Source organism: Providencia sp. PROV076 (assembly GCF_028483405.1).
Taxonomy (GTDB): Bacteria; Pseudomonadota; Gammaproteobacteria; order Enterobacterales; family Enterobacteriaceae; genus Providencia; species Providencia huaxiensis.
Genome location: NZ_JAMPRR010000030.1, coordinates 55754 through 78894 on the forward strand (window position 1 = coordinate 55754; position 23141 = coordinate 78894).

General features: G+C 41.2%; 25 protein-coding genes and 2 pseudogenes. 6 read left to right on the top strand and 21 right to left on the bottom strand.

The window, feature by feature from the left end; all coding sequences use genetic code 11:
* Positions 1-10: 10 nt before the first annotated feature.
* Complete coding sequence (locus tag PSF67_RS17655; protein WP_272677391.1) at positions 11-598, top strand: hypothetical protein; 588 nt, start codon at positions 11-13, stop codon at positions 596-598.
* A 38-nt stretch (positions 599-636) separates the two neighbouring features.
* Here the strand turns inward: PSF67_RS17655 and PSF67_RS17660 are convergent, their stop codons facing one another.
* The 6 genes from PSF67_RS17660 to PSF67_RS17685 form a co-directional block, all read right to left on the bottom strand.
* Positions 637-1680 (bottom strand): hypothetical protein, encoded by a 1044-nt coding sequence (locus PSF67_RS17660; RefSeq protein ID WP_272524223.1) that lies wholly within the window; start codon positions 1678-1680, stop codon positions 637-639.
* A gap of 515 nt (positions 1681-2195) precedes the next feature.
* Positions 2196-3275: a retron system putative HNH endonuclease gene (locus tag PSF67_RS17665; RefSeq protein ID WP_272677354.1), complete on the bottom strand. Its 1080-nt coding sequence runs from the start codon at positions 3273-3275 to the stop codon at positions 2196-2198.
* Entirely contained in the window at positions 3230-3439 is a 210-nt protein-coding gene (locus PSF67_RS17670; protein ID WP_272677355.1) for an excisionase, read from the bottom strand. Before PSF67_RS17670 ends, PSF67_RS17665 begins: the two co-directional genes overlap by 46 nt.
* A 198-nt stretch (positions 3440-3637) precedes the next feature.
* Positions 3638-5332, bottom strand: coding sequence for a hypothetical protein (locus PSF67_RS17675; RefSeq protein WP_272677357.1), 1695 nt, complete (start codon positions 5330-5332; stop codon positions 3638-3640).
* Between the two features lie 12 nt (positions 5333-5344).
* A complete protein-coding gene (locus PSF67_RS17680) occupies positions 5345-5677 on the bottom strand; it encodes a hypothetical protein (protein WP_272677359.1) in 333 nt (110 codons plus the stop codon).
* Between the two features lie 378 nt (positions 5678-6055).
* Positions 6056-6808, bottom strand: coding sequence for a LexA family transcriptional regulator (locus PSF67_RS17685; protein ID WP_272521720.1), 753 nt, complete (start codon positions 6806-6808; stop codon positions 6056-6058).
* A 107-nt stretch (positions 6809-6915) separates the two neighbouring features.
* Here PSF67_RS17685 and PSF67_RS17690 point away from each other — a divergent pair, with 107 nt between their 5' ends.
* On the top strand, positions 6916-7305 hold the full coding sequence (locus PSF67_RS17690) for a helix-turn-helix domain-containing protein (RefSeq protein WP_272677361.1): 390 nt from the start codon (positions 6916-6918) through the stop codon (positions 7303-7305).
* A 56-nt stretch (positions 7306-7361) separates the two neighbouring features.
* On the opposite strand, the gene PSF67_RS17695 is transcribed toward PSF67_RS17690, so the two are convergent.
* The 11 genes from PSF67_RS17695 to PSF67_RS17745 form a co-directional block, all read right to left on the bottom strand.
* Positions 7362-8984 carry a DUF6056 family protein gene (locus PSF67_RS17695; protein ID WP_272677363.1) on the bottom strand — a complete coding sequence of 541 codons (1623 nt, stop codon included), beginning with the start codon at positions 8982-8984 and terminating at the stop codon, positions 7362-7364.
* On the bottom strand, positions 8977-9915 hold the full coding sequence (locus PSF67_RS17700; RefSeq protein WP_272677364.1) for a glycosyltransferase family 2 protein: 939 nt from the start codon (positions 9913-9915) through the stop codon (positions 8977-8979). The genes PSF67_RS17695 and PSF67_RS17700 overlap by 8 nt, the downstream gene beginning before the upstream one ends.
* A complete protein-coding gene (locus PSF67_RS17705) occupies positions 9912-10277 on the bottom strand; it encodes a GtrA family protein (protein ID WP_004912862.1) in 366 nt (121 codons plus the stop codon). The genes PSF67_RS17700 and PSF67_RS17705 overlap by 4 nt, the downstream gene beginning before the upstream one ends.
* Before the next feature lie 544 nt (positions 10278-10821).
* Positions 10822-11142: a TA system toxin CbtA family protein gene (locus PSF67_RS17710; RefSeq protein ID WP_131000374.1), complete on the bottom strand. Its 321-nt coding sequence runs from the start codon at positions 11140-11142 to the stop codon at positions 10822-10824.
* Between the two features lie 33 nt (positions 11143-11175).
* A complete protein-coding gene (locus tag PSF67_RS17715; protein WP_131000373.1) occupies positions 11176-11541 on the bottom strand; it encodes a type IV toxin-antitoxin system YeeU family antitoxin in 366 nt (121 codons plus the stop codon).
* A 31-nt stretch (positions 11542-11572) separates the two neighbouring features.
* The gene (locus PSF67_RS17720) at positions 11573-11794 is read right to left on the bottom strand and encodes a DUF987 domain-containing protein (RefSeq protein WP_131000372.1); all 222 of its coding nucleotides are present in this window, start codon (positions 11792-11794) and stop codon (positions 11573-11575) included.
* Between the two features lie 8 nt (positions 11795-11802).
* Entirely contained in the window at positions 11803-12273 is a 471-nt protein-coding gene (radC, locus tag PSF67_RS17725) for a RadC family protein (protein WP_131000371.1), read from the bottom strand.
* A 66-nt stretch (positions 12274-12339) separates the two neighbouring features.
* Positions 12340-13161, bottom strand: coding sequence for a DUF932 domain-containing protein (locus PSF67_RS17730; protein ID WP_131000370.1), 822 nt, complete (start codon positions 13159-13161; stop codon positions 12340-12342).
* A gap of 67 nt (positions 13162-13228) precedes the next feature.
* Positions 13229-13681, bottom strand: coding sequence for a hypothetical protein (locus tag PSF67_RS17735; protein WP_131000369.1), 453 nt, complete (start codon positions 13679-13681; stop codon positions 13229-13231).
* A gap of 243 nt (positions 13682-13924) precedes the next feature.
* Positions 13925-14728, bottom strand: a complete 804-nt coding sequence (locus tag PSF67_RS17740) for a hypothetical protein (protein ID WP_131000367.1) — start codon at positions 14726-14728, stop codon at positions 13925-13927.
* 19 nt (positions 14729-14747) lie between these two features.
* A complete protein-coding gene (locus tag PSF67_RS17745) occupies positions 14748-15182 on the bottom strand; it encodes a hypothetical protein (RefSeq protein WP_117037059.1) in 435 nt (144 codons plus the stop codon).
* A gap of 590 nt (positions 15183-15772) precedes the next feature.
* Between PSF67_RS17745 and PSF67_RS17750 the strand changes: the two genes are divergently transcribed.
* Positions 15773-16408 carry an inovirus Gp2 family protein gene (locus PSF67_RS17750; protein WP_181212972.1) on the top strand — a complete coding sequence of 212 codons (636 nt, stop codon included), beginning with the start codon at positions 15773-15775 and terminating at the stop codon, positions 16406-16408.
* Between the two features lie 379 nt (positions 16409-16787).
* Here the strand turns inward: PSF67_RS17750 and PSF67_RS17755 are convergent, their stop codons facing one another.
* Positions 16788-18338 (bottom strand): DUF3987 domain-containing protein, encoded by a 1551-nt coding sequence (locus tag PSF67_RS17755; protein ID WP_131000365.1) that lies wholly within the window; start codon positions 18336-18338, stop codon positions 16788-16790.
* A gap of 148 nt (positions 18339-18486) precedes the next feature.
* Positions 18487-18699, bottom strand: a complete 213-nt coding sequence (locus PSF67_RS17760) for a helix-turn-helix transcriptional regulator (RefSeq protein WP_112014386.1) — start codon at positions 18697-18699, stop codon at positions 18487-18489.
* Between the two features lie 160 nt (positions 18700-18859).
* Between PSF67_RS17760 and PSF67_RS17765 the strand changes: the two genes are divergently transcribed.
* Positions 18860-20101: a hypothetical protein gene (locus PSF67_RS17765; protein ID WP_131000364.1), complete on the top strand. Its 1242-nt coding sequence runs from the start codon at positions 18860-18862 to the stop codon at positions 20099-20101.
* Positions 20102-20139: 38 nt separating this feature from the next.
* On the opposite strand, the pseudogene PSF67_RS17770 reads toward PSF67_RS17765, so the two are convergent.
* Together PSF67_RS17770 and PSF67_RS17775 are read right to left on the bottom strand one after the other, a co-directional pair.
* A pseudogene (locus PSF67_RS17770) lies at positions 20140-20272 on the bottom strand (IS5/IS1182 family transposase); the annotation flags it as partial.
* 181 nt (positions 20273-20453) lie between these two features.
* A complete protein-coding gene (locus PSF67_RS17775) occupies positions 20454-20633 on the bottom strand; it encodes a hypothetical protein (protein WP_272677386.1) in 180 nt (59 codons plus the stop codon).
* On the opposite strand from PSF67_RS17775, the gene PSF67_RS17780 reads away from it, so the two are divergent.
* Positions 20614-22923, top strand: coding sequence for an AAA family ATPase (locus PSF67_RS17780; RefSeq protein WP_272677387.1), 2310 nt, complete (start codon positions 20614-20616; stop codon positions 22921-22923). The two genes, PSF67_RS17775 and PSF67_RS17780, sit on opposite strands and share 20 nt — an antisense overlap.
* Positions 22920-23141, top strand: a pseudogene (locus PSF67_RS17785) (UvrD-helicase domain-containing protein); the annotation flags it as partial. The gene PSF67_RS17780 and the pseudogene PSF67_RS17785, both read left to right, overlap by 4 nt.

The following is a 23141-nucleotide window of genomic DNA, read 5'->3' on the forward strand; positions in this document are numbered from 1 at the left end:
ACTATTTGTATTGTTAATTTTTGGCGAAATCAATTATACAACATCACCATGCCGTTCAAAAAAAACACAAAGACCAACAGCCCCTAGGATTGCAGACGCCAAAGCAGCAGGGACTAACGCACAAAATACAGCGAATGCTGCAAATACTGCGGCGACAAATGCGAATAATAACGCTAATAATCGAGTACCTAATACTCGTAAAGTCAACAACAAAGTCTTGAGTGCTGATGTATCATTGAACGCGGCAGATGTAGGTACTTATACAAAAGCGGAAATTGATAACAAACTTGCAGCAGGGAGTGGTTTGGGGTATGGGCAAACATGGCAAAATGTGACGGCTTCACGTGTAATTGGTACCAATTACACGAATGCAACGAACAAACCTATTTTTGTTTCTGTAACAACTAATGGTGCTCGTGATACTTATGTGGGATTAGATGCATATGTAAACGATGTACTAGTTGCAAGATCTGTGGGATATGGGGGGAATTCTAAGCCTCAGACAACAATCATTGTACCTTCAGGTGCAAGATATAAATTTAATTATTCAAGTGGCGTCGCGAATAGTGGGGTCAGTATTTGGTCTGAGTTGAGATAAGGCCATAAGCGTGCAAATGCACGCTTATTTTATCTAAGCTATTTTGTATCAACTTTGTTAACAAATTCGACAAACTCAGCTTCATCATTTTTATCTGCAGGGAATTTGATACCAACGATAGGAATAATTTCGCCTGTTTTATCAAAGAAACTACGTTGGTATAATAAAGCATTATTTAAAGTTGTAGTTTCCCCAATGGTATAGAATATAGCCATAATAGGAAGTGTTTCTGGTTTACTGCTATTCCATGCAGTAATAAGCAATTCATTGTTCCAGTTAGTTGGCTTATATTCTTCTTTTTCATCAAGTAGCTTTCTAATATCAGTAACTACACTGAATGATTCTGCACTTTTCTCATTCCCAGCCATCGGGTATGAGCAAGAGAACATATTCATAATGATAGATTTATCTTGGAAATAATGATTTTTAATATGGAAATCAAACCATTTTTGAGCTGTATCTAAATTGTAATCAAGGCAGTTTCCAGAATTCTTTTCGATGCCATTTTCTTTCACTTTGGCTAATATTTCTTTTGAATAGAAATCTGGGATAGTCTCATCAACTAAAGGCCCACAACCAAAGTTATTTGTTTTTTTAGCGTCCGTTGAACCATCCGCTGGGTATGCACAAAGAACGGTATAGCTATCTTTACTTTGCGGGACTGATTTTAATGGGAAGAAAATAAACCCACTGCCGTAGTCGGCAGAAGATGAAAATTTATGATCTTTGCGTAAAAAAGAGAATGCGACACTATTATTTTCATCAATTGGTCGGTGTGACCATGGCGATTGTTGTTCTTGCAATCTTAGACCATGGGTAACTAAACCTGAACACTCATAGGCTGGTGAGTTTGCACCACAATCCTTTGCTGTATTTTCATATAGTGCTTTGACAGTCTTATCAATACCGGTTTTTTCATATGATAAACCATTATTGATAAGGGTCTCGGTACCGATGGTACTTTGCAATACTTTGTTTTCATGCCTGTATTTCATATACATGCGATTAAACACGATAGCAGTAATTGCGAGTATGACGATAAGTGCAATTAAAATCGGAACGGTCTTTTTACGTTGTTGCATTATGAGCCTCGGTAACATAAATCATGGGAATACTAAAAAAACTTATAATCCATTATATTAGCGATATGAATGTATATCTATGATAAATGAAGCAGATTACTGAATTTTAGTTATGTTATTTTCGCAGGAGTAATATATCACTGGTAGATATTTAATATTGTTGGTCGAGACTCATCGTCTCTAATTTTTTGAGGTGTAATAAAAAAGCCCACCGAAGTGGGCTTTTAGTAACTCTCAAATGCGCGTGCATTTCACGTGCACTTTCTAGTCTTAATGTTGCCAGTGTCTAGTCCAACTGATTTTGCTAACTTCCTGTTTTTAAACCTGTTGTCCTATCACTGACTCACCAAGTTTGTTGGCGGGGGTTGAACCCGAGTCCGTAATTTCTTAATTAATTGATTGTAAAAGAGTATTTCTAGTAATCATCAATCATGTGCACTAGGCGTGCACATGGAGGTCAAGGTATAGGCCATTAGAAATTAGCCAAAAAGTCTAAATTTTTAAATACATAATAATTAGGGTAGGTACCAATCGATTGTTGAATAAAATTCATGCTTATATTCTGAATTTAATAAATCCTCTCTAAGCTGAAAAATTACTTCATCTAAAGCTTCTTCATTTTGTATATATTCTTGCTCACCCTCAATTTTTTCACGTAGGGTCTCTATAACGGTGAACCGAAAATACCTTAATCTACTACAATCTAGATTGAGTTCATTAATAGTAGCTTGAGCTTTTGCTTTCATAGCATCAGGACAGTTTTTACTAACAAAAATACAGCCATCTTCATCAAAATCAAAATAAGTTATATTCTCAGGTAGATCTAATAGAGGGTCTAAAATAATATCATCAAGTACTTTATTTTGTTTGGGTACATCACAACTATGATTTTTTTTCCCAGGATAAGAGGTATTATAGCTTTTTGATGTCTTAGCGGTTCCTCCATGGCAGCACCCTAAAAGATTTAACCAGTCAAGAGAGTAGTTATGGTTATTGTTATCTCCACAATTTTCAGGGTGGAAGTGTTCAACTCTGAAATCATCAGTAAATTCCTCTGTAGGCCATCTAAGAGTTATTTCACAGTAAGCACAGATTCCTTTTTGATCTGTGTAAATTTCATCGTAAATAGTATTTAAATCACTAGATGCAATATTATCTCTAAAGTCATCCTTCCATTTAGCTGGTGTCAGTGATGAAACATGTAATTGGTGCAAATCAGATAAGGCACTTTTGCATTTTTTATAACCACCAATCGTTGAGGGCGATAAATTTCGAGTTTCGCAAATAACTAAATATTCCTCTAAATAATCAATCACTCTTTTTTCACGATTATTAACACCAAAAAGCATTAATTTTTTAGAGTTAGGAAAATATTTAGCGTAATTAAAAGTGCCTTTTTCAATGTTATTTTGAATTTCAGCAAGCAACCTTTCAGCGTATTTAATATTTTTATTATCGACGGTTAATCTTGAGAGAGGCTCTCTACAGAGCGCCCCTCTATAAGTAAACGTGATAACAATAGTTTGGCTGGTTTTGTTGTTACGAACCGTCACCCCTCTTGGTAGTGCGTAGCCTGTTTGTTTTTTCGCGCCCACTTATTCACCTCAGCAATATCAATCCAACGTTCTTTTGAACCTTCAACTTTTAAAACATGTACACTGACTATCCAATATTGCCGTTGTATGCGCTTATTAATGGACTCTGGTGTTTCTCCGTACATATTGCAGTACGCGGAAATAGGCAAACATTCATATAACATAACTTCCTCCTATGTCCGCTTGTTTAATGTCGCGGCGAAATAAATCATAGCCTTCTGTGATATTTTGTTTCATCTTGGTCTTGCCTCATCATTAATAAAATAAGTTGGTCAGCAATGTTGCAGGCATGTTTGATATCAGCTTCAGTACATGGTCTGTTTTTGACACTGGCAGCTAGCTTGCCTAACTTAATATCAAACTCAGTTAATAATTGTTCCTTGGGTACCCAAGGGGTTAATTGTGGTTGTTTCATGGTGGTTACCCATATAGACGTCAGAGCTGAAGCCCAGCATGGAAAGTGCTTTTTTGATGGCATCAGTCAGTGATTTTTTAAATACTTCACCGTCAACCTTAATACCATAGGTGGTTTGATAGCGGTAAGGTGTAGCGCCGTAGCTTTCAAATTCACCTCGCGTTTCACATTCTATGGTGTACCAAAAGCGGATCTTGAGTGAGTGGTTCTGTTCGCAGAATAAAGAGCCGTCACCGTCTCGTAAAAAACGCGTGGTGACTTGCTTATTACGTTCATCGAGAACCGGCTCCGCAAGGGGTTTACCATTCACGAATTTCTCTTCAACGATTTCATAACCCCAGCCTTCACCAATAGGGCCAAATATTTCAGTCGCACGCATAAACATGTAAGTGCTGTTAATACTGGTTCCGGTATAACCAACCCCATCAAGCGGTTTAGTAAATCGCGCATCAGTACGCTGAACTCGTTTCCAAATATTGAGGTGGTCATTATTACTGTCGATCACTTCATCAATGACTACTGCGCGTTGTTGAAAGTCATCTTGTTCACTGGCAATTGGCGCAGAAATAACAGGTGTTTCAATCAAAACCGGCTCAGGTACTTTTTCTACTTTAGTCGGTGTTTCTTTTTTCTTGCTTGTGCGTTTTGTTTTTTCTGCTTTAGCCGGTTGCTCAGGTGTTTCATCATTAGCCGGCTTGGCATCTAAATTATCAACAGCGAAACGGCCACTACCTAGAGATGTTACTTTTGGGTTGTTGGTACTAAGTTTTGAATCGATAAACGCTTTACGGGCATTCGCATCATCAAATAGTTCGGGCTTTTCGCGTGCCTCAGCCACTAGTGCAAATATGTTTTCACGAGGGATATCTAGAACGCTAGGGAAGGTACGTAAATCCATTGATAAACGCTTCCATGCTTTATCTTCAGCGCTGATGAGTTCTTTTGCTTTGCGAATATCTGCGCTTTTTGCATCGTTGGGTTTAACGTCCATGAGAGCGAGGGCAATTTCGAGGTCAAGTGCGGCATAATCACGTTTAAGGACAGGCTCGTCCTCAACGGGAGGAAGTTCAGGTTCCTCGGTTAACCAACTTTCACCAAGCGCCTTAGCCTCTTCGATAGTGACATTATCGTCAGCATGCTCATAAACCGCCTGTGCAATTTCCATCGTGGCTTCAGCATCCATTAATGACACTTTGGTGATTTCGGCAAGGCCAGTGGCGATATTACGAATTTTAGGTTCTGCTTCTTCGCTTAGTACCTTTAATGTAAAAGTGTATTCCTTATCAGTGATTTGAGTTTTACTAAATAGCAATAAAGCAGCTATGCGAGGTTTAGTGGCCAGCTTTTTAAATTCTTTATATTTAATGGGTTGCCATTTTTCTCCGTCGAACTCATTTTCAAGTGCAAAGGTTTCATCGAACTGATCAAGTGCAGGGCGCGAAGAGCCGACTGAGTCTTCACAAATAATCGGCTCATCAATATTAAAGTTATCCATCGAGTCAGGATAAGCTTCTGATAGCTTAATCATTGCCGTTGCTGCTGCAATCTTAGAGTTAGCCGCATTGAAACCGATGGTTAAAGGTACAGCGCCATTGGTTCGAGCCTCGGTCGTCGGCTCAAATACACAGATAAAAGTTGTCATTGGTCTTGCCTCTTAATAAGGGATTTGTTCGTCAGTTTTAGAAATGGGTTTTCCTTCTAAACACAGCAGCATCTGGATCTGGTCTTCCAGTAAGCTTGATTTCACCTGTGCATCAGCAAGAATTTTGCTTTGCTCAGCTTTGAGTGCGTTAATTTCTAACTGAACAAGTTCTGTATTTGTTGGTTCTGTAAATGGAATCTCGGTAGTATGTTCAGCAATAACGAAGCCTAAACATGAATTAGCTTCTGTTTTAAATGTTTGGGCATAGTATCGATATGAACCGTCAAATTGCTTTTGTGCGTGAATATACAGAGTAACGCTTAGGGTTTTAGGTTGTGCTTTCATAGCAGCTCCTTTAAAATAACTGTGATCAGTGATTTATCATTGGTCTTGCCTCTTCTAGCGTTTGGTCGCGCTAGTAGAACTCTCGGTTAGCTTTGGTCGGCGACCCGAGGTAAAGGAACCCACTTCGGTGGGTTTTTTTACGTCTGCAAATCAATACTCGTCTTTCCGAGCTGTCTGGTCTTGCCTCTGGTTTTGGTCTAACTGTTTCCCTGGTGTGGGCTAATTTTTAAGTCTGAACACTTATCTAAACACTTGCGGTGTTTGTATTAATGAAATAAACATTAGCATCGCTATTTTTAATTATCAATAGCATTGCTAATTATTTTGAGCAAAAAAAAGCCGCTAATATTAGCGGCGGTATTTAACTGTTTGTTTTAGTTAAGCAAAATCAACCATTTTTATGGGAAGAGATTTTATAACTTTACCGATCACACGCAAGTCATGCATCTCAGACTCTTCGATATAAAAGGTTTCATAGGCGGGATTATCTGATTTGACCGCAAGTTTTCGGCCTTTAACGCGTTGTAGTCGTTTAATGAATAGAGAATTTTCAAAACTAAACACATAAACGCCATCCCCATCAAAAAAGTCGCTATGTGTATCGACAAAGACAACATCTCTAGGATTAATTGCAGGGGACATGCTATCACCACTGATATTAATCATCTCAATGCCTTTCAGGCTTTTACGGCCAAATAGCTCAAAAACTTTTTCGGAAGAAAACTCGATAGATTTTATGGTATCTGGGAAGTCATTGTTAATAAAACCACCCGGGCCTGCTTTCGCATATATATCCATTAATCTCAATGTGTTGTGATCATTTCTAATCGATTGTTGCGGCTGAGCTATCTCAACATTTCGATTTGTTGACCTGACGTAGTCGAGTAAAATTTTTAATTCAGGGTTGATATCTTCAGGGTCAACGCGAAGTAAGGCAGCAAATTTTAGTGTGGTATCTGTATTTAAAGCGGTACGGCCATTTAGGTACTGACTAACCGCTCCCTGCGTAGCAAAACCAAGTGCCTCCGCGGCTTTTTCTTGAGTTAAGCCGAGAGATTCACGTTTGCTTTCCCAGATATTGCGTAAATTCTGGGCTGCTACCTTGTCAGATTCGGAAATTTTTCTGTTCATACCGTCTAGTTTATTTGTATTACTAATATTTTTCCAATAGCGTTGCTATTGATTTATTTAATTAGCATTGCTAATGTTGCATTGTTAAGTTAAAAAGGAGCTAACAAATGAAATTAAATATCTACCTAAAGCAACAGCAAATTAGCCAGTCTGAGTTTGCTCAGGCAGTTGGCGTAACACAGGGCTACATTACCCACACACGTGGGACAATGAATATTACAGGGGAGTTTGGATATATCCGGAGTGATAATGCTATTCACTCCATGGCAACAGGCGCTTTTAGTCTTACTAACGGGGGAACTGGCTATAATGGTAATAACACTACTGGTGGCTATAAATATGTATTTAACGCATCTAAAACATGGTCAGGTGAAACGTCTAATAGTGGAGCGCATACGCATACCTATTCAGGTAACACGGAAAACCTCGGTTCAGGAACGGCCTTAACAGTTACCAACGCCTATATCATGCTGATGGGGTGGTATCGATTAAGTTAAGTGATATTAATAAATAAAAGTGTGGCGTGCATTGTAATATGCACACCACACTTAAATTAAAAGATCACTTGTTGTTCAATTGTTTTTTTGTTATCCATATCTACAATGAAATTAATGGATTTTATATTTTTAGGTGAAACTGGAATAGTGAAACCAACTAAATTCATACCATAAATAGAGTCTATCTTGTTATTCTCTTCAGTATGTATTTTGTTTTTGTCATCCATTACTATTATTCTATAGCTTTCATTTGACATTAACTTTTTGTTATCAACAAGTTGTAGGGCTATAGTTGTTCCTTTCAAAAATCTATCTTTACCTAAGAATAGATTTGAAACATTTGTATTTGTTACATTAGGTAGTGGCAATTTTATCCCATCTAAAATAACTGCGTAGTTATAGTCTATTTTATAGGTTTCAATCGGATGGCTAATGTTAAAGTATTCAGCCATTGCATCAGGATTATGATATAAATCCATTTCGTCACCACCTCTGAAAGAGCGTGGATAGTAATACTCGGGTATCTTATCGGTTTTAGAATCACCAATTATTTCTTCGTTTATTGCATAAATTCTTATTTTCTCTTGAGTCGTTATTGCATTATATGAATAAACCATTTGAATATATGAAAAAATGAAACCACAAAGAGTTAAAATACCAATAAAATATGTAATTGCGATTCCTCTTTTATTTTTCATACTAAATGCGTATCCAATAGAAAAGGAGCATGAAATAACATAAAAAAGGTGAGCGCCACTCAAAGACCTAGTAGGAAATGTTGGGGATGCAACCATGGAAAATATACTTAAAAAGCCTAATAGGATAAACAATAATGAAAGATAAAAGCTTTTTGACTTCTTTTCACCTACATAAGTTAGCAGTAAAAGTAATGAAGCAACTAGTACACCCCACGTTTTAGTAAATGAATGTGAAAGTTTATCCGATAAAAAATATGTGATTTTTTCTGTCGTACTGAGGGAGTAAAAATCAGTGAAAAGAGCGGCTCGATGAAAATTACCAGGGCTCGAAATCAAAGTTACAAACCCAAGTATAACAAGTACAGATGAAAAGATAATAAGTCTGTTTTTATGTTTAAAAAAAACATAACAGGAGGTAATTACTGAAATGGCAACTATAATCCAACTCGTATTTTCATTACTGCATCCAGCAAAAAAAGAACTGATTATGAGAGGGATTAGATACTTTTTATCATCAAGATAACGAAATAAAAAATAAAGATAAATAACAATAAATAAATTTGTGACAAGATAATTTGCTGCACCAACAACCCAAAAAACAATTTGACCAAGAGCTGGGTTTGTAACCCAGTAAATTGAAAATAAAACAATAAACTGTAAAAAAAATGTTTTTTTACTTGTGTCAGAGTTACTACTTATTTTAGTAATTAAAAAGATCATCATTGTTAATACAAATGCAATCATACTATTTTTTAGTATGTTAGAGCCTGATGTAAGAACTAGAGTGCTAAAATAGTCTGATACAAATCTTCCACTCCATGAAAGGTAGTGAGATACATGAGCAGATAATGAATTTCCTTTAATATAATACACATAGTCATCAGAATGCATAGGTGTATAGTATTCGACTAAAAAAATAAGCGAAAAGACAATTAGGACACTTATGTAGCCTAAATTAATACGTTTTAAGTAGTTAGTCATTTTTGTTCTCAATATAATCTGTCTTTTTTAGCAAGTATCTAGGCCTTGCTTTGCTTTCAGTATAAATACGACCAATATACTCACCGAGTACACCAATACCAATAAGCTGAACTCCACCTAAAAATAGAATAGAAACAAGTAATGAAGGATAACCAGGAACAGGATTACCCCAAATTAATTTATCTACCATCATCCAACCACCATAGATAAAAGATGCAAAAGCAACAAATAAACCAATGTAAGTCCAAACGCGTAATGGAAAAGTAGAAAAACTTGTTATACCTTCTAAGGCTAAGTTCCATAATTTCCAGCCATTGAATTTACTTTCTCCAGCAGATCTTTCTGCTCTGCTGTATTCAACAACATCAATTTTTCCACCCACCCATGAAAGGATACCTTTCATGAATAAATTACGCTCAGGTAATAATTTTATATATTCGATACTCTGACGAGATATCAACCTAAAATCGCCAACATTTTCTTCAATTTCAGGCGCGCTAATTTTATTATGGAGCTTGTAAAACCATTCAGCTGTTTTGCGTTTTAACCATGTATCACTAGTACGATTAGCTCTTTTTGCGAGAACAATATCTGCGCCTTGTTGCCATTTATCTATGAGCTGTGGAATAACATCAATAGGATCTTGAAGGTCTACATCAATAGGTATTACAGCTTCTCCAGTTGCGTATTCAAGGCCCGCAAACAAAGCCGGTTCCTTACCAAAATTTCGCGTGAAGTTTAAAGGGAGTACTAAAGGGTCAGCAATAGCTAATGCATTGATAATATTTTCAGTGCTGTCTTTACTTCCATCATTTATGAAGACTATTTCGATATCATATTGATTAAGAATCGGGTGTTCTCTTACTGACTTATAAAATATAGGGATAGCTTCTTCTTCGTTATAAACGGGCACTACTAATGATATTTTCATTGTGGAGTATCTCTGAAAACAAAGATTTTGGAGTAAAGAAAACCTAATACGAGGCTAATCGAAGAAAAAATTATTAAAGTTGCGATAGGGGGGAATCGTAGCTGGTCTGAAACATAACCAGTCAAGTAACTTAATAGCCCCATAAATAAGGTAAATGATAAGTATCGTGCTGTAGTCGCTTTAGCTTTGAACGTGAATTTTGCATTAGCAAAAAAGGAAAAACTAACAGCAGCTATGAAGCCTATTAAGTTAGCTATAGCTTGAGAGGTTGAAAGGAACACTGTCAGTAGCCCAAAAATGGACCAATGTATAAGAGTGTTTAAAATTCCAACCGAAAAGTATTTAGTGAATAACTTAATCATTTCAATCATTCGTATTGAGAAGAGAATAAGTAATTTAGTATACCTGAATATACCTACTGATGCAGCAAACTGATAAGGAGAGTTTATGTAAAATGTCGTGTTTGTCTTACTTTATTCTCCACCAAATTGTGAGGCGGAAAAGCAAGCCTATATTATAAAATAGGGGAAATGGGATTTTACTACAGTACCACTACGAACTATTTATATTTTGGTAGGTGTACTCAGAAAGCAATAAAAAAGCCCACCGAAGTGAGCTTTTAGTAACTTTCAAATGCGCGTGCATTTCACGTGCACTTTCTAGTCTTAATGTTGCCAGTGTCTAGTCCAACTGATTTTGCTAACTTCCTGTTTTTAAACCTGTTGTCCTACCACTGACGCACCAAATTTGGGCTGGCGGAGTCTGAATTGGTGTTGTAATTCATTGAAATAACTTAGCTAACCTCTAATTCAACTTTTCTTTGGTGCCTATACAGGTGCCTAAAAGTTTTTTCACCCCTTTTTGATGAGAAAAATAAAGCGAGATAGGGAGAAAGACTTGCGCTATTTATGTGTGCACTAATCCGGTAGCTCGCCTGGCTCTGAGTAAATCGATAGTGGTCAGGAATGGTGTCTGCTCCTGCCAGGTGAATCCTTTACGGTCGATGCGCACCAGTTCATAGCGTTCCACCAGAAAGTTCACCGCATCAGCCAGTGTTATTCCCGCTTCGATATGTTCCTGGATGGCTGAATCATCATGGAATGGTGTGTCGTTTAGCGTTAGACCGTAATGGTGTTCCAGCAGATAAGTTAATAGTTGCTGCCAGACCTGCACGGGCGACAGGCGTGACGAAACTGGCACCGTGACCGGTACAGTTGAAATATGCATGAGTTGAGTCCCTGATAAAGGAAGAGGAAGGTGTTACCTGGTTACGGCTGACTGGGGATAAATAGCGATGTAAACGTAGCCATGAGAGCCGAGAGTGTCAGCTTCACAAGTGAGTCCGTTGTGATGCAGAGTGACGGAGTGCTGACTGCGGGGATCAAGCTCTCCAGTGGTGAGCATCCGCTCCAGGTGTTTCATCATCAGTGGAAACACCTGGTCCAGACGCAATGCTTCATCGTCACTGAATGAGCCATTAAACCCAGCCCGATCAGCCAGAAAGTAGAGACGGTTACCTTCCTGTACCAGGCGAGCGTCGAAGCACGGTGTGATATTACGTTTTAATCCCCACTGAAGGCAGGATGTGTTCTCCGCTGATGAGCCGGATAAGGTGGTCGATTGCATTAACATATTCCTTAATGACTGAGAGAAGTGATTAATTCATCGTCACGCTGCGAAGGGTGGCATATGGGCCTGCCCGGTCCTGACGACGCTCAACAAAAACAGCGAGTACACCGCTGATATCCTGAACTTCACGTCCGTAGTAATGGCAGACACTGCCATGCCACTGGTAGTGACCTGTACAGAAGGCAGATAACCGGGATTCGGGATGCTGACGATAAATATGCATCGCCTGGCGCTTACTGATTATTTTCATTCTGCACCTCACAACCAACCACATTCAGCAAAAGACACCACTTCGTTCCCAACAACCAAATGATCCAGCACTCGCACTTCTACTAGTGCTAACGCTTTCATTATTCGCTGGGTGATGTGTTTATCCTGCTGACTGATTTCTGTCGTACCAGACGGATGGTTATGCGCCAGAATTACTGCAGCGGCGTTGTGCTTCAGGGCTGACTTCACCACTTCGCGCGGATGTACTTCGGTATGGCTGAGCGTGCCGGTAAACAGCGTTTCTCGCCCCAAAAGGCAATGCTGGTTATCGAGATATATCACGATAAAGACTTCCCGCTCCTGATGAGCCATCTGTAGCTGAAGCCAGGTCTTGGTGATGCTGGTGGAGGTAAACGACTCACTCGGTTGACGCTGATATTTTTCCAGTAGTCGTAATGCTCGACGGATGACTCGCTGCTCGTTTGCAGGGAATACCGGGGATAGTTGAATTGCTGACATAGTCAGTTCCTTAAAATGAAAAGCCCCGCCTGTGTATTGGCATGGCATGAAGGAGGGTCAAAAGTTTCATGAAGCAAGTTGCAGCATATTCTCGGCCATAACCCACAGCGCGCGATTGAGCTTCACATCACCGTCGATACCTTTAACTGCTCGTGTGTGGGCTCGCTTGCCATTGGCAGTCCGACCTGAGAGACCGCCTTTGATAAGGTTTTCCTGAATACGCTGGTAAGTGGTCCAGAGATCATTGCTTTCGTCCTGCCAGCGGCGCGGGGAAAGGATTTGTGATTCAGTTACCGGCTGATGATCTTCTCCAAAGCGATAGGTTAAAGCCGCTTTCGCCATCGCCTGCTGTGCAGGTGGCGGTAATATCAGCGACTGCATTGCATCACGCTTCCCTTCCACTCGATCAAAAATCCCCAGCACTTCGTAAGCCCCTTCAATGACTTTCTCCACTACATTGCCTTTATGCGGCACGCGCACCTCCCCGAAAGACTCACCACAAATCAAACCATTCTGGCAAACCGATCTAAATAACCCCGGCAGCATTTGGTATGAACTGGAACCATCATGGCTGTTAAGCAGGATGATTTCTGGCACCTGTTTGCCAGTGATCTGGCCTTCGCGACGCAGGCGCAGCATGTGTTTGGTGTGCTCTCGCTTGCTCTGGTCCCGAACTCGAGTCTGACAGGCGAAGAATGGCTGGAAGCCTTCGCATTGTAAGTTTTCTAGCAGGGAAATAGTCGGAATGTAGGTGTACCTGTCACTGCGGGATTCATGCTTTTCTTCGCTAAACACACTCGGCACATAATGCGCCAGTTCGTCGCGGGTTAACGGACGGTCGCGGCGAACGAGATTGACTGAGCCGAAGCGGCTGGTTAAACGGGTCATAGGCGACTCCTTTAAAAATGGGCATAAAAAAGCCACCCCGAAGGATGGCCTGGATTGAAAGGCAGAATTACTCAGGTAAAACAGAAGGTTGTATCTGCGATGCAGCATTTTCTGAATCTGGTAACGGCAATGCAGATAGTTCGGCAGGACTAAGCTTTCCTACGCGGTAAAGTTGCAGTTTCACCAGAATCGGCGCTTTTTGCGACTGAAGGTAACTCAGGCACCATTCCCGCTTAAGGACCATCCTGACCGGGACAGGCAAAAGCTCATATGCTTTGTTGAAAATAACTTCAACAAAAGCATCGTCACTAAGTTTATCTTCGGCAATATTCAACAGACCATTGATGACAATATTTTCCAGTAACAGCCTGTATTTGTCAGAACCAATTATCGAAGGTTTTACCGTGTTTTCCGGTAAGCGTTCAGAAGATGTGTCATGATTTTCTGCAGGTGCTTTTCCGCGTGGGAAATTCAGCTTTTCTGTAAAGCTACGAAGTTTTCCTGTGCTATTTTCAGACATCGTATTTTTATCCTGTGGCCTCCGCGTCTTGCCATCAGGCAAGTACGGCGAGTTTTTTTATCGCTTTAATCAGGCTAAAGGTAGTCAAACCTGCCCCCAGAGCCTTGACCGTGACCGAATGGCTTCGCATCAACGTAATCCCCGTTACGCACAGGACAAGTTGCCACGTACAATCGGGCCAAAGGGGCTCATTAACCTGCATGTTCGTAACCACTTCACTTTGACTATGCACGGAAAACACCTCTACTTGTAGCCATTAGGGAGCCACTGGCCCTGTTTGCGGATATCAGTAATAATGCCCCCCTTTTTGACAGAAATTGTGCGCCAGCCCGGTTCTTTGCTGGATGCATTTCCATAGGTATACCCGACAGTCATTGTCAGGTTTTCGCCTGAAGTTGTGGTGAGATCAGCCTCATATTTGGCTTCGGTATTTTGTTTGCGAATAAAACGCACGGAGTTGATTGCAGAACAACGAATACTGCTTTTCGCATATTCAAAGGAATTGTTAGCCATCTGACATCCGTTGTTTTTAATTTCGTCCGTCAGGTTTGCAGAAGCATTAAAGTTTTTAGGGGCAGGAACGAAATTAGTCATATCGCTGCGCATTGTTGGAGGGTCTGTCTGAAGCACAAGATAAACAGGACAATCTGATTTTCCGACTTCACAGGCTTTTGCCACGTAATCACGTACCAGCCAGCCTTTATTACCGAAATACTCAGCACCACTCTCGTCTTTACATTGTGACCACGTGGCTTTTTGTCCCATCATCACGCCGTCTACCAGGACGCAGGTGACGGCTTTTACAGGCTTCCCGTCCCAGCGAACAGCGTCAAAGGGTTGAATGCCGGTATGATTCACATCAAGCGTGTAAGCCTGAGGATTCCTGGCTAGTCGATCATTCGCCTGTTTTAGTTGGCTACTGCCTTCCTGAGTCAGGAAAAAGGTATAACGTTCGGGATGTATATCTCCGTGAATTGTCATTGCAGACGAGACCAATGGAATAAACAGTGCTGCGGAGCTGAGAGATAAAACAACGAGTTTACGCATAAGGTTTCCTTTCAGTTAATTAATGATTAATACAGTCCTGCCATGTGGTATCAGCCAGTGCCTCATTCAGCCCTTTGGCGCTGAATTTTTTAGATATGGCAGCATTCATAGAGGTCATTTTTATTACGTCTTTTTCACTCGTCGCTTTTAGCGCAGTAAAGGCTGTTTCATCCAGAGGATGGTTCTTACCATTGATACTGACGCCAGGTTCAGAAAGCCCTGTTTGTGACGAGACGCGGTAATCCTCCGCAGGTACGCTGTAAGCAGCAGACAGCTTTCCGCTTGTGCAGGTCAGTGTGAGCACTTCACCTGCGGTATTTTGAGTATTGAGTTCAAACTCCATGGCACTGATGTTCCCGTACCAGTCACTCCATTGCTGGTCAGCCTGTACGGCGCTGGCACTGTGACTAAGCAGCAGTAATCCTGCTAGTGTTGCATGATGGTCTCTGAGCATTTAGCTTCCTTTCCTGATGATTTAAATACAAAAAAGCCCGCTTCCGTTTTCAGGGGAGCAGGCTGATCGTATTGATTAAATGAGCTAGCGGATAATCGTTAATACAGATCAGTTTCCAGGAATTGATCGTTATTATCTATTGCAATATCGATCAATTTACGATAATTAATAGATTTAAGCTATCAAGCATTGAATATCGATCGGTGCGATAGATCAACAAGTTTCAGCAACCGAATGACATTCGTCAGACTGATTCATCCGGGTGATATAGGTTTGAAATTATCTGCAATTTGGACGGGGGATAGTGCGTATTTATGACTTAATTTGATGCTACGTCTGCGACGTTAACTTCAGAGTTATATTATGTAAGTTAATTCCCTGCTTTACATGTTTCCTTCTACTATAGCAAAAGTAACATCAGTGCAGTAATTACTGTCTGATACTGTATTATAATAATATAATAATAAAGATGGAGTAAATATAACAATCATTAACAATACTCACCTTTAAAAATCAATACTAGTACCTGAAGAGTAATTAATTACATGTCAGGTTTATTATATTGAGATGATTATTACAAGGACTAAAACATGAAACCCTACATCAGCAGATTACATGGACCATGTAACCAACTTCATATCAACCGTATCCATGACACGTTGAATAAATCACTTAGTGAATACCCAAGGACATACGTTCGCAGAATAGATTTAAGAATACCCGATGAGGTCTATGAACAATACCGTGATGACTCAACACTGATAACGCGTTTTATGGAATCACTAAAGGCTCAGATTAAACAAACTCAGAAGCGTAAGCGAAGTGAAGGTAAACGAGTTCATCCCTGCAATGTTCGTTATGTCTGGTCAAGAGAGTTTGGTGAGGTCAAGGGGAAGAAGCATTATCATATCGCATTAATGCTGAATAACGATGCGTACTACAGTACCGGTACATATTGCCCCGTTGGGAATGTATATATACATAATCTGGCATTGATGATCATGGAAGCATGGATAAGGGCTTTAAACCTTCATACACAACTTGATTATCAACGGCATTACCGGTCGGTGCATTTTGTGCTTGAGGGTAGCATTATGCTGGATACTAATAGCAAAACCTTTCAACTTAATTATGATCAGATATTCCAGCATCTCGAGTATACGGCTAAACTCTACTCGAAAAGCTATGTTGATGGTAAGCGTAATTTTGGTTGTAGTCAGTACTGATATATTCAAGAGAACCGGTATACGACAGAATGGAATAGGGTTGTAGCAGGGGCTTAATATCGTTGTAGCAACTCGCGCTGTAACATTTACTTAAAGCCGACAGGAGTTGTGCGTTGTAACAACTTGTTAACATGGTGATCCGATGGGCATTAGTGTGGATGAAGAATGAGCGATTTGGTGTGTTTTTACGGCATGCGTATCTCAAAACACTGCTACAACCTGCTACTGTAGCAATTGTAGCTAGGAATAATGCAGGGATGCTTTTGTTTTAAGGCATGAAAGGCCCATGACGCAGAGGTGTTAATGAGCCTGTTGAGTGTGGGTTTTGATAACAATTCAGTAGTATGAGTTGCTATCATGATGCTGCTGATTGACTGCCTTAGACAATGTCAGACGAATTAATCAGCTTAGGCGCTTGCTGTGGCAAGTATTGAACCGGAGGTGCAGCGAGTGGGGCGTAAAAGCCATTGCTCATGCGCCAGGTAATATACTCGGCTGAATGAGCACTTGTCCGGAATGTGGTAAAAAAACCCGTTCCTGGTTGACCAATGATGTAATTCATCAAAGGTTCAAGTTTGTCGCTGCGGCGGAATTTATTGGGTCCATACTTGATGATGTCATTCTTTTTGAATGGGAGCCAGCGATTGGCAGTAAATTTATTATGAATCCACTGGCGGAGTTCTTCCACATCCTGATAAAACTTATATTCATCAGTGAACTGATAAAACCAAGATACTGCTTGGTTGAGATACCAATCCATGATAAGGGATGCACTCTGAACAACACTGAGTGGAATAATTTCTGTTTCTTGGTCAGAGAAGTAGTGAAGCAACCCAGCAATACGTAATGTATTAGTGTTGGCTTTCTGCAGCATGTAATCAATACAACACCAACGAGGATCATTTATTGGTAAAGAAATCCAGATATCACGTTTATTTTCCCAAAACTCTGCAGCTTCAGGGGAAAGTTTGAGTGTTTTCTTCTCAATTTTACCCGAAATGATTTGTTGCTTCTGCTTTTTCAGTAGCTTCTTAATCTGCTCATGAAAAAGAGGTATTGCAGTTTCATCACGGAAAAATGTATTCGAGTGATGACGATGGCCCATGTTCGTGACATTTTTAGTGGGGATATTCGTAAACAGGAAACGGGCTAACAGACCACTATTTAAAAGCTTGTCCTGATGCTTTTTCATGAAATTGAGAAAGAGAGGTCTCTGCAACATTAACGATAATGTCAGTGTCGGTTTAAAACTGCGGGTGGCTTGATGGCTACGTTTGTGTTCATAGAGATCACCATCCCAGGCTTTATTAAAAAATGCTGGATTATCTTTCACGCAGGATTCAAAAAAGCCGCTCGCTTCATCGGAGTTCACGGCTGCAGTTGGATATTCACTTAATCCTTCAATGAGTGCAGCTACCGAAGCATCGTTGTAGGCAAGGGTGAGCAATACAGGTTTATTGGGCTTCAGGTCCGTATGTAATGCCAGTTCAGCTTCAGCGTCGCTGGGAAAGAGGCATTTTTTGACTGCGGTACGCAGGTTGCTCTTCAGGGCCTGAAGTTTTGTCTCCCAGACGGCATAATCACGCTCGTATGCAGCCAATTTCTTCTGAAAGGCTTCATCCAACTCAGCTTTCAGCTTGTCGAATGGCTCCCTGAGCAGTTTGTTTACGGTCGATTTCCCTGTACCTGAATCTGCCAGAGTCAGGATGTAAAGTGCATCGGGTTCAGGCAGATTAGTAAAAGGATTGATCACTTCAACCAGGGGCTGACAGGCTTCAGATACAGCGGCCAAAGTTACATTGACAGCTAATTCCACCGGAATCTTACCCCCATCCTGTAGATGGTTAATGGCATTTTGCATCACAGATGTAAACGCCCATACAGGGATGGTTTGGTGCTGGAATACAGGCATCAACGGCAAATAGCTCATTTTTATTTTCCTAGAATTTTTTTATATTAATTCAAAAGTGACATCACCGATGCGACTTACCCTGCCGGGTAAGGGCATACGGTGGGGGTTCACTATTGGTTTGTGTTAGTTCAAGTGCAGTATTCGCTGCAATGGGGTGTCAGGGAGCCTATGCTGCCCGACGCTGTAGAATCCATTCATCCAGTTCGGATTCCAGCCAGCCAACGGATTGCTTACCCAAGGAGTAGGGTTTCGGGAATGCTGGATCATGACGTGGCGACTTAGCATTAAGCCAGTCGTAGATGGTGGAACGAGCGATGCCGAGTTTGGCCGCAACTGCTCGCATGCGCAGGATTTTTACCGTCTGGGTGTAGGTGGTCATCTTTCTACCTCATTGAACTGTAAGGATGTAAGTTATTTGTTTAATAACGGCTCTCCGTTATTCAATACCTGGGCCGAATGGCTGGTATGCGATGGATTGTAATGAAGTCGAATGGTGTCTAAAATTGGCAATTACCACCTACTTTTTTTGACACTAACTTATGCCAGCCACAACATCCATACAGAAAGCAGCGTTTGATGCTATCGACAGCCTTCACTTTAGTCAGGTGGTGATGAGTCTCATATGCGCAGACCCCGTTGCAGAAGAGTGGTATCGCCTTATTTTTGGCAGAATCAACAGTATCCTTCAGAGGACAGGGATAACTGGAAAACAGGCTCAGATAGCCAGGCATTATTTGCTGAGTGCTCTTGAAATCTACTTATCTACTGATAGTAACTATTTTTTGGATACAGTTGAGCACAATAATAAAGGTGTTGATGGTGGTGCACTTTATAACAGAGAGATTCACGAGCAACTTCATGAACATAACCGAAATTGTAGTATAGCCATACTTTGCAATATTGCCGATTATAATGGTGTGGACAGAGAATTCTTTTTTCAGGCAATGGAAGAGTTAATGAATGATAATGAGTTATTTACCATGCCGCTTCATATCAGATACCGTCTTACCGAATGTTGCTATGCACTGGAATATCCTAATGCCCCTCTCTGCTTTTATCGAGAATTGGTGAGTTTTGGTATTGTTTTATGTGGGAAATACTCTCGTCAACATGATAAATTTGCGAAGGAGTCAGGCCCGGAATTTTCACTGCAGTTTATTCGTGCAGGCTTACTTTTTGAGTTTAAGATGCTGCAAAGAGCATTGCCGGTGATAACGTTGCTCAATAATAATCGTACTCTTGTTTTACCCGACTCAGATATTCGAATGCCCTGTTCAGAGCGAAAGAATATTGCTGGTTATTATAAAAAACTTATTGATATTTTGTTGCTGGAAGATAATCTAGGTTCCTTTGTAATTTTTCAGTGTAAAGGTGATGTTTCGGGCTTTAATGTTGAAATGCTTCTTAAAAACATGAGCAGATTTTATTTTCATAAACGAATGTTTGGTGGCACGCAAGCAAGCTGGCTGGGAACGCTGGGAGCATTTGATATTGAGGTTAGCCGTTGGGTAGAACCAGCTCTGGCAATTTATTATGAGGGTAATAATAGTCTTACAATTTCAGAAAAAATCAGATCAAAGTTTATGGAGTCTGGTTTTAGTGTGTCAGCGAGAAATTTGTATTTGCGGCATAAAGCGGTAAGAAAAAATAGTTACTCTAAAATTAGATATTATTATTTCCTTTTATTGAATCGACCATGCATTCTCCCTTGGTATCTTAATGACAATAGTTGTTACGATATGGCTCTGAGGTGTGATGGTTCTGAAGACTTTGTTGAATAAATAAAATTTAAGGCGAGTTTCCTGTAACAGATCATTGTTCAGGTAATACGCACGCTTACTGGCATCTCCGCCTTAGTCATTTCGTTCAGCGCACACTCCATGGCCAAAAACCTCTGCAACCTGACCGTCGTAGTCACGCAACGTCAGTATTCCGCCGAACAACTGTTTTATGTGTCTGCTGGTACTTTATCAGCACCTTCTGGCGCTGGGGTAGGATCACTCTCTGGAAGAGATTTATATTTGAACATAGTTCTTGAACAAGTGGGATTACGTCATTACGCGAATCTACAGGCCATGCCGATTGCTAACCCGATGACCAAAAACACTGTGACATGAATCAGTTAGAGTATAATTAAGGGTTGGTATTATTTAGCGAAGCGGTAATATGACTTGCCGTTCCAATTCTTTCTAATTGTGCCTCAACAGTATCAAGGTGGAAGGACTCGAGCTTACGGCATGGCGCTAAGCTGCTACAGGTTGGCGCATCCCTATACGGATTGAGAGGAGCCACAATGTCAGCAGCAGACGCCACCACATCATTATCTGGGCAGATATCCCTTCGGTTTGTTGAGCTTCGCCAGTTCCGGCGACTTGGTAAGGTCCAGCTTGAAGTTGATCCAAAGACTACTATTCTCGTCGGTGCTAATAATAGCGGCAAAACATCAATTCTGGCAGCGCTGCGCCATTTCCTCGCAGATGGCTCGCCATTTGGTGCTTTCGACATCAGTGTTTCTCAATGGCCAAAATTGCGGGAACTTGGAAGAGCTTGGGACGCATTAGAAGAAGATCCGTCTACGTCTGGCGCATCCGAAGATGAATGGGGAGAGCAACTTGGAACCTTACTTTCGGCGATGCCAACGCTAGATCTATGGTTCGATGCTAAGGCCGGTATGTTCCACTATGTCTCTCCGTTCTTGTCAAAATTCAGTTGGAAGGGGGGCGGGGTAGGTGTCCGATTGCGTCTGGAACCTGCTACGAACATTGAGGATCTGAAGCAGTTGGCTTGGAAGTATCACCTGACGAGAATACCTGTGAAGGATATGGGAAAGGATTCGCTTGCGTGGCCGATTGATCTTCTTGATTTTTGGCTGCGAGAACCTTCTCTACTCGGCCAGGTTCGGGCCTATAAGTTGGATGCAGATAACAACCCTTTGGACGGAATAAAGACTTATGTTAGCCAGTTACTGGATGCTAACTCTAGTCCAATTGATCGTAAACATTTGCAGAAAATCATAAAAGTAGACTTTGTGGCTGCACAGCGTGGCCTTGGTAGTGAGGAAGCTGATTCCCGGTCTGCTTCTGGTCCCCATCGTATAGGTTTATTCTCCAATCAGCTTCTCAAATTTGCTCGACAGCATCTAAATGTGGCAGCAACAGGTCATGGGCACCGAGCTGACCTCATAAAAGCTGTTGCTGAGGCGCAACAGGAACTGGATAAAAAGATTCATGAGGCTATTGGACCATCGGTAGAAGAGGTTAAAGAGCTTGGGTACCCCGGCTTACATGACCCCCAAGAGATTCGTTTCCGCACGCGCATACAGACAGCCGAATTACTCGACCATGGGACAGCTGTTCAATACAGCATGCAGAAGGATTCATTAGAAGAGCTTCTCCCAGAATATTCCATTGGTCTCGGTTATCAGAATTTACAGTCCCTTAGTTACCAACTAGTTTCTTTCAAAGCTGCTCGCCTAAATCCTGAAAAGGGCGCTCCAGTACCTGTTCATCTGGTTATGATTGAGGAGCCCGAGGCTCATTTGCACGTACAGGTACAACGTATTTTCCCGGGTAAGGCACATAAGCTAATCAATCCTAACGGTAGCGATGAGTCAGGTCTTAAAAGCCAATTGATTATCAGTACTCATTCTAGTCATCTAGCACATGCTGAGAATTTTGACCGGCTACGATACGTTCGCCGCATTGCTAAGAGTGAAGAACAAAACATGCCTACCACTGAGGTGGTTAATCTTGGGCAAGTATTTGGTGATGACAAAACGACCCGACAATTCGCTGAACGTTATTTTCGCGTTCAACACACAGATCTTTTATTTGCCAATGCTGCAATCTTTGTCGAGGGGGTTGCTGAGCGAATGCTGTTACCTCTTTTCATTGAAAGAGATTTTGCAACACTCAACAGCCGCTATCTGTCCTTCCTTGATATTGGTGGCAGCCATGCTCATCGGCTAAGATCTCTCGTTGAAAGACTCCGTATTCCAACTGTAATTATTACTGACATCGATCCAGTTGAAGAAAGACCAGGTAAGCCTAAAAAAAATGGGGACCCGACTACAACCTTAGTTGCTGTAGCTAATACAGGACAACCCGGCCTGCAATGTGGAAACCCGACTCTTTGCGGATGGCACCCTAAGCTGCAACAGCTTGAGGATTTCAAGAACCCGAAAAATGAGCATCTTGTCTGGAACGAAATTGCCGAATGTTCTGTACGTTTCGCATGGCAATTGCCTGTAGCCGAAGCTGGTGGTCAATGGCCAAGTACTTTTGAAGACTCTCTAATTCTTGGAAATATCCCTTGGTTTAAGCAACTTAATGATGAAAAAGTCGATGGTGATGGGAAGCAAATCAAACCGCCGAAGGGTGCGCTGGGCTCAGTAGCAAGACAGGTCGCTGAAAATGAGAATATTCCAGAACTGCTCGCGGCTCTGCATAAATTAATGCATGGGTCTTTTAATAAAGGAGACTTTGCCGCAAGCATCTTTGAAATGGTCGCTGCGGAAGAGCCGATTGTCTGTCCTAAATATATCGAGGATGCATTGGAATGGCTCCAGACACAGCTTGAGCCAAGCAAGGAGGCGATGCCATGATTAATTCACTAACTCTTGACGGCAATGAGCGCGATTCAGGGGTAGTAGAAGAGATTTGCGGCTACCTTACGGACATTCCACCTCGTAACTACTTCCTTTTTGCGGGGGCTGGTTCTGGTAAAACACGAACATTGGTAGAAGTTTTACGTCGCCTTACTGGTGTGACCGAGCATAAGAAGGGGGGACAATTGGCACGGTCCCTGAAGATGTATGTGTTC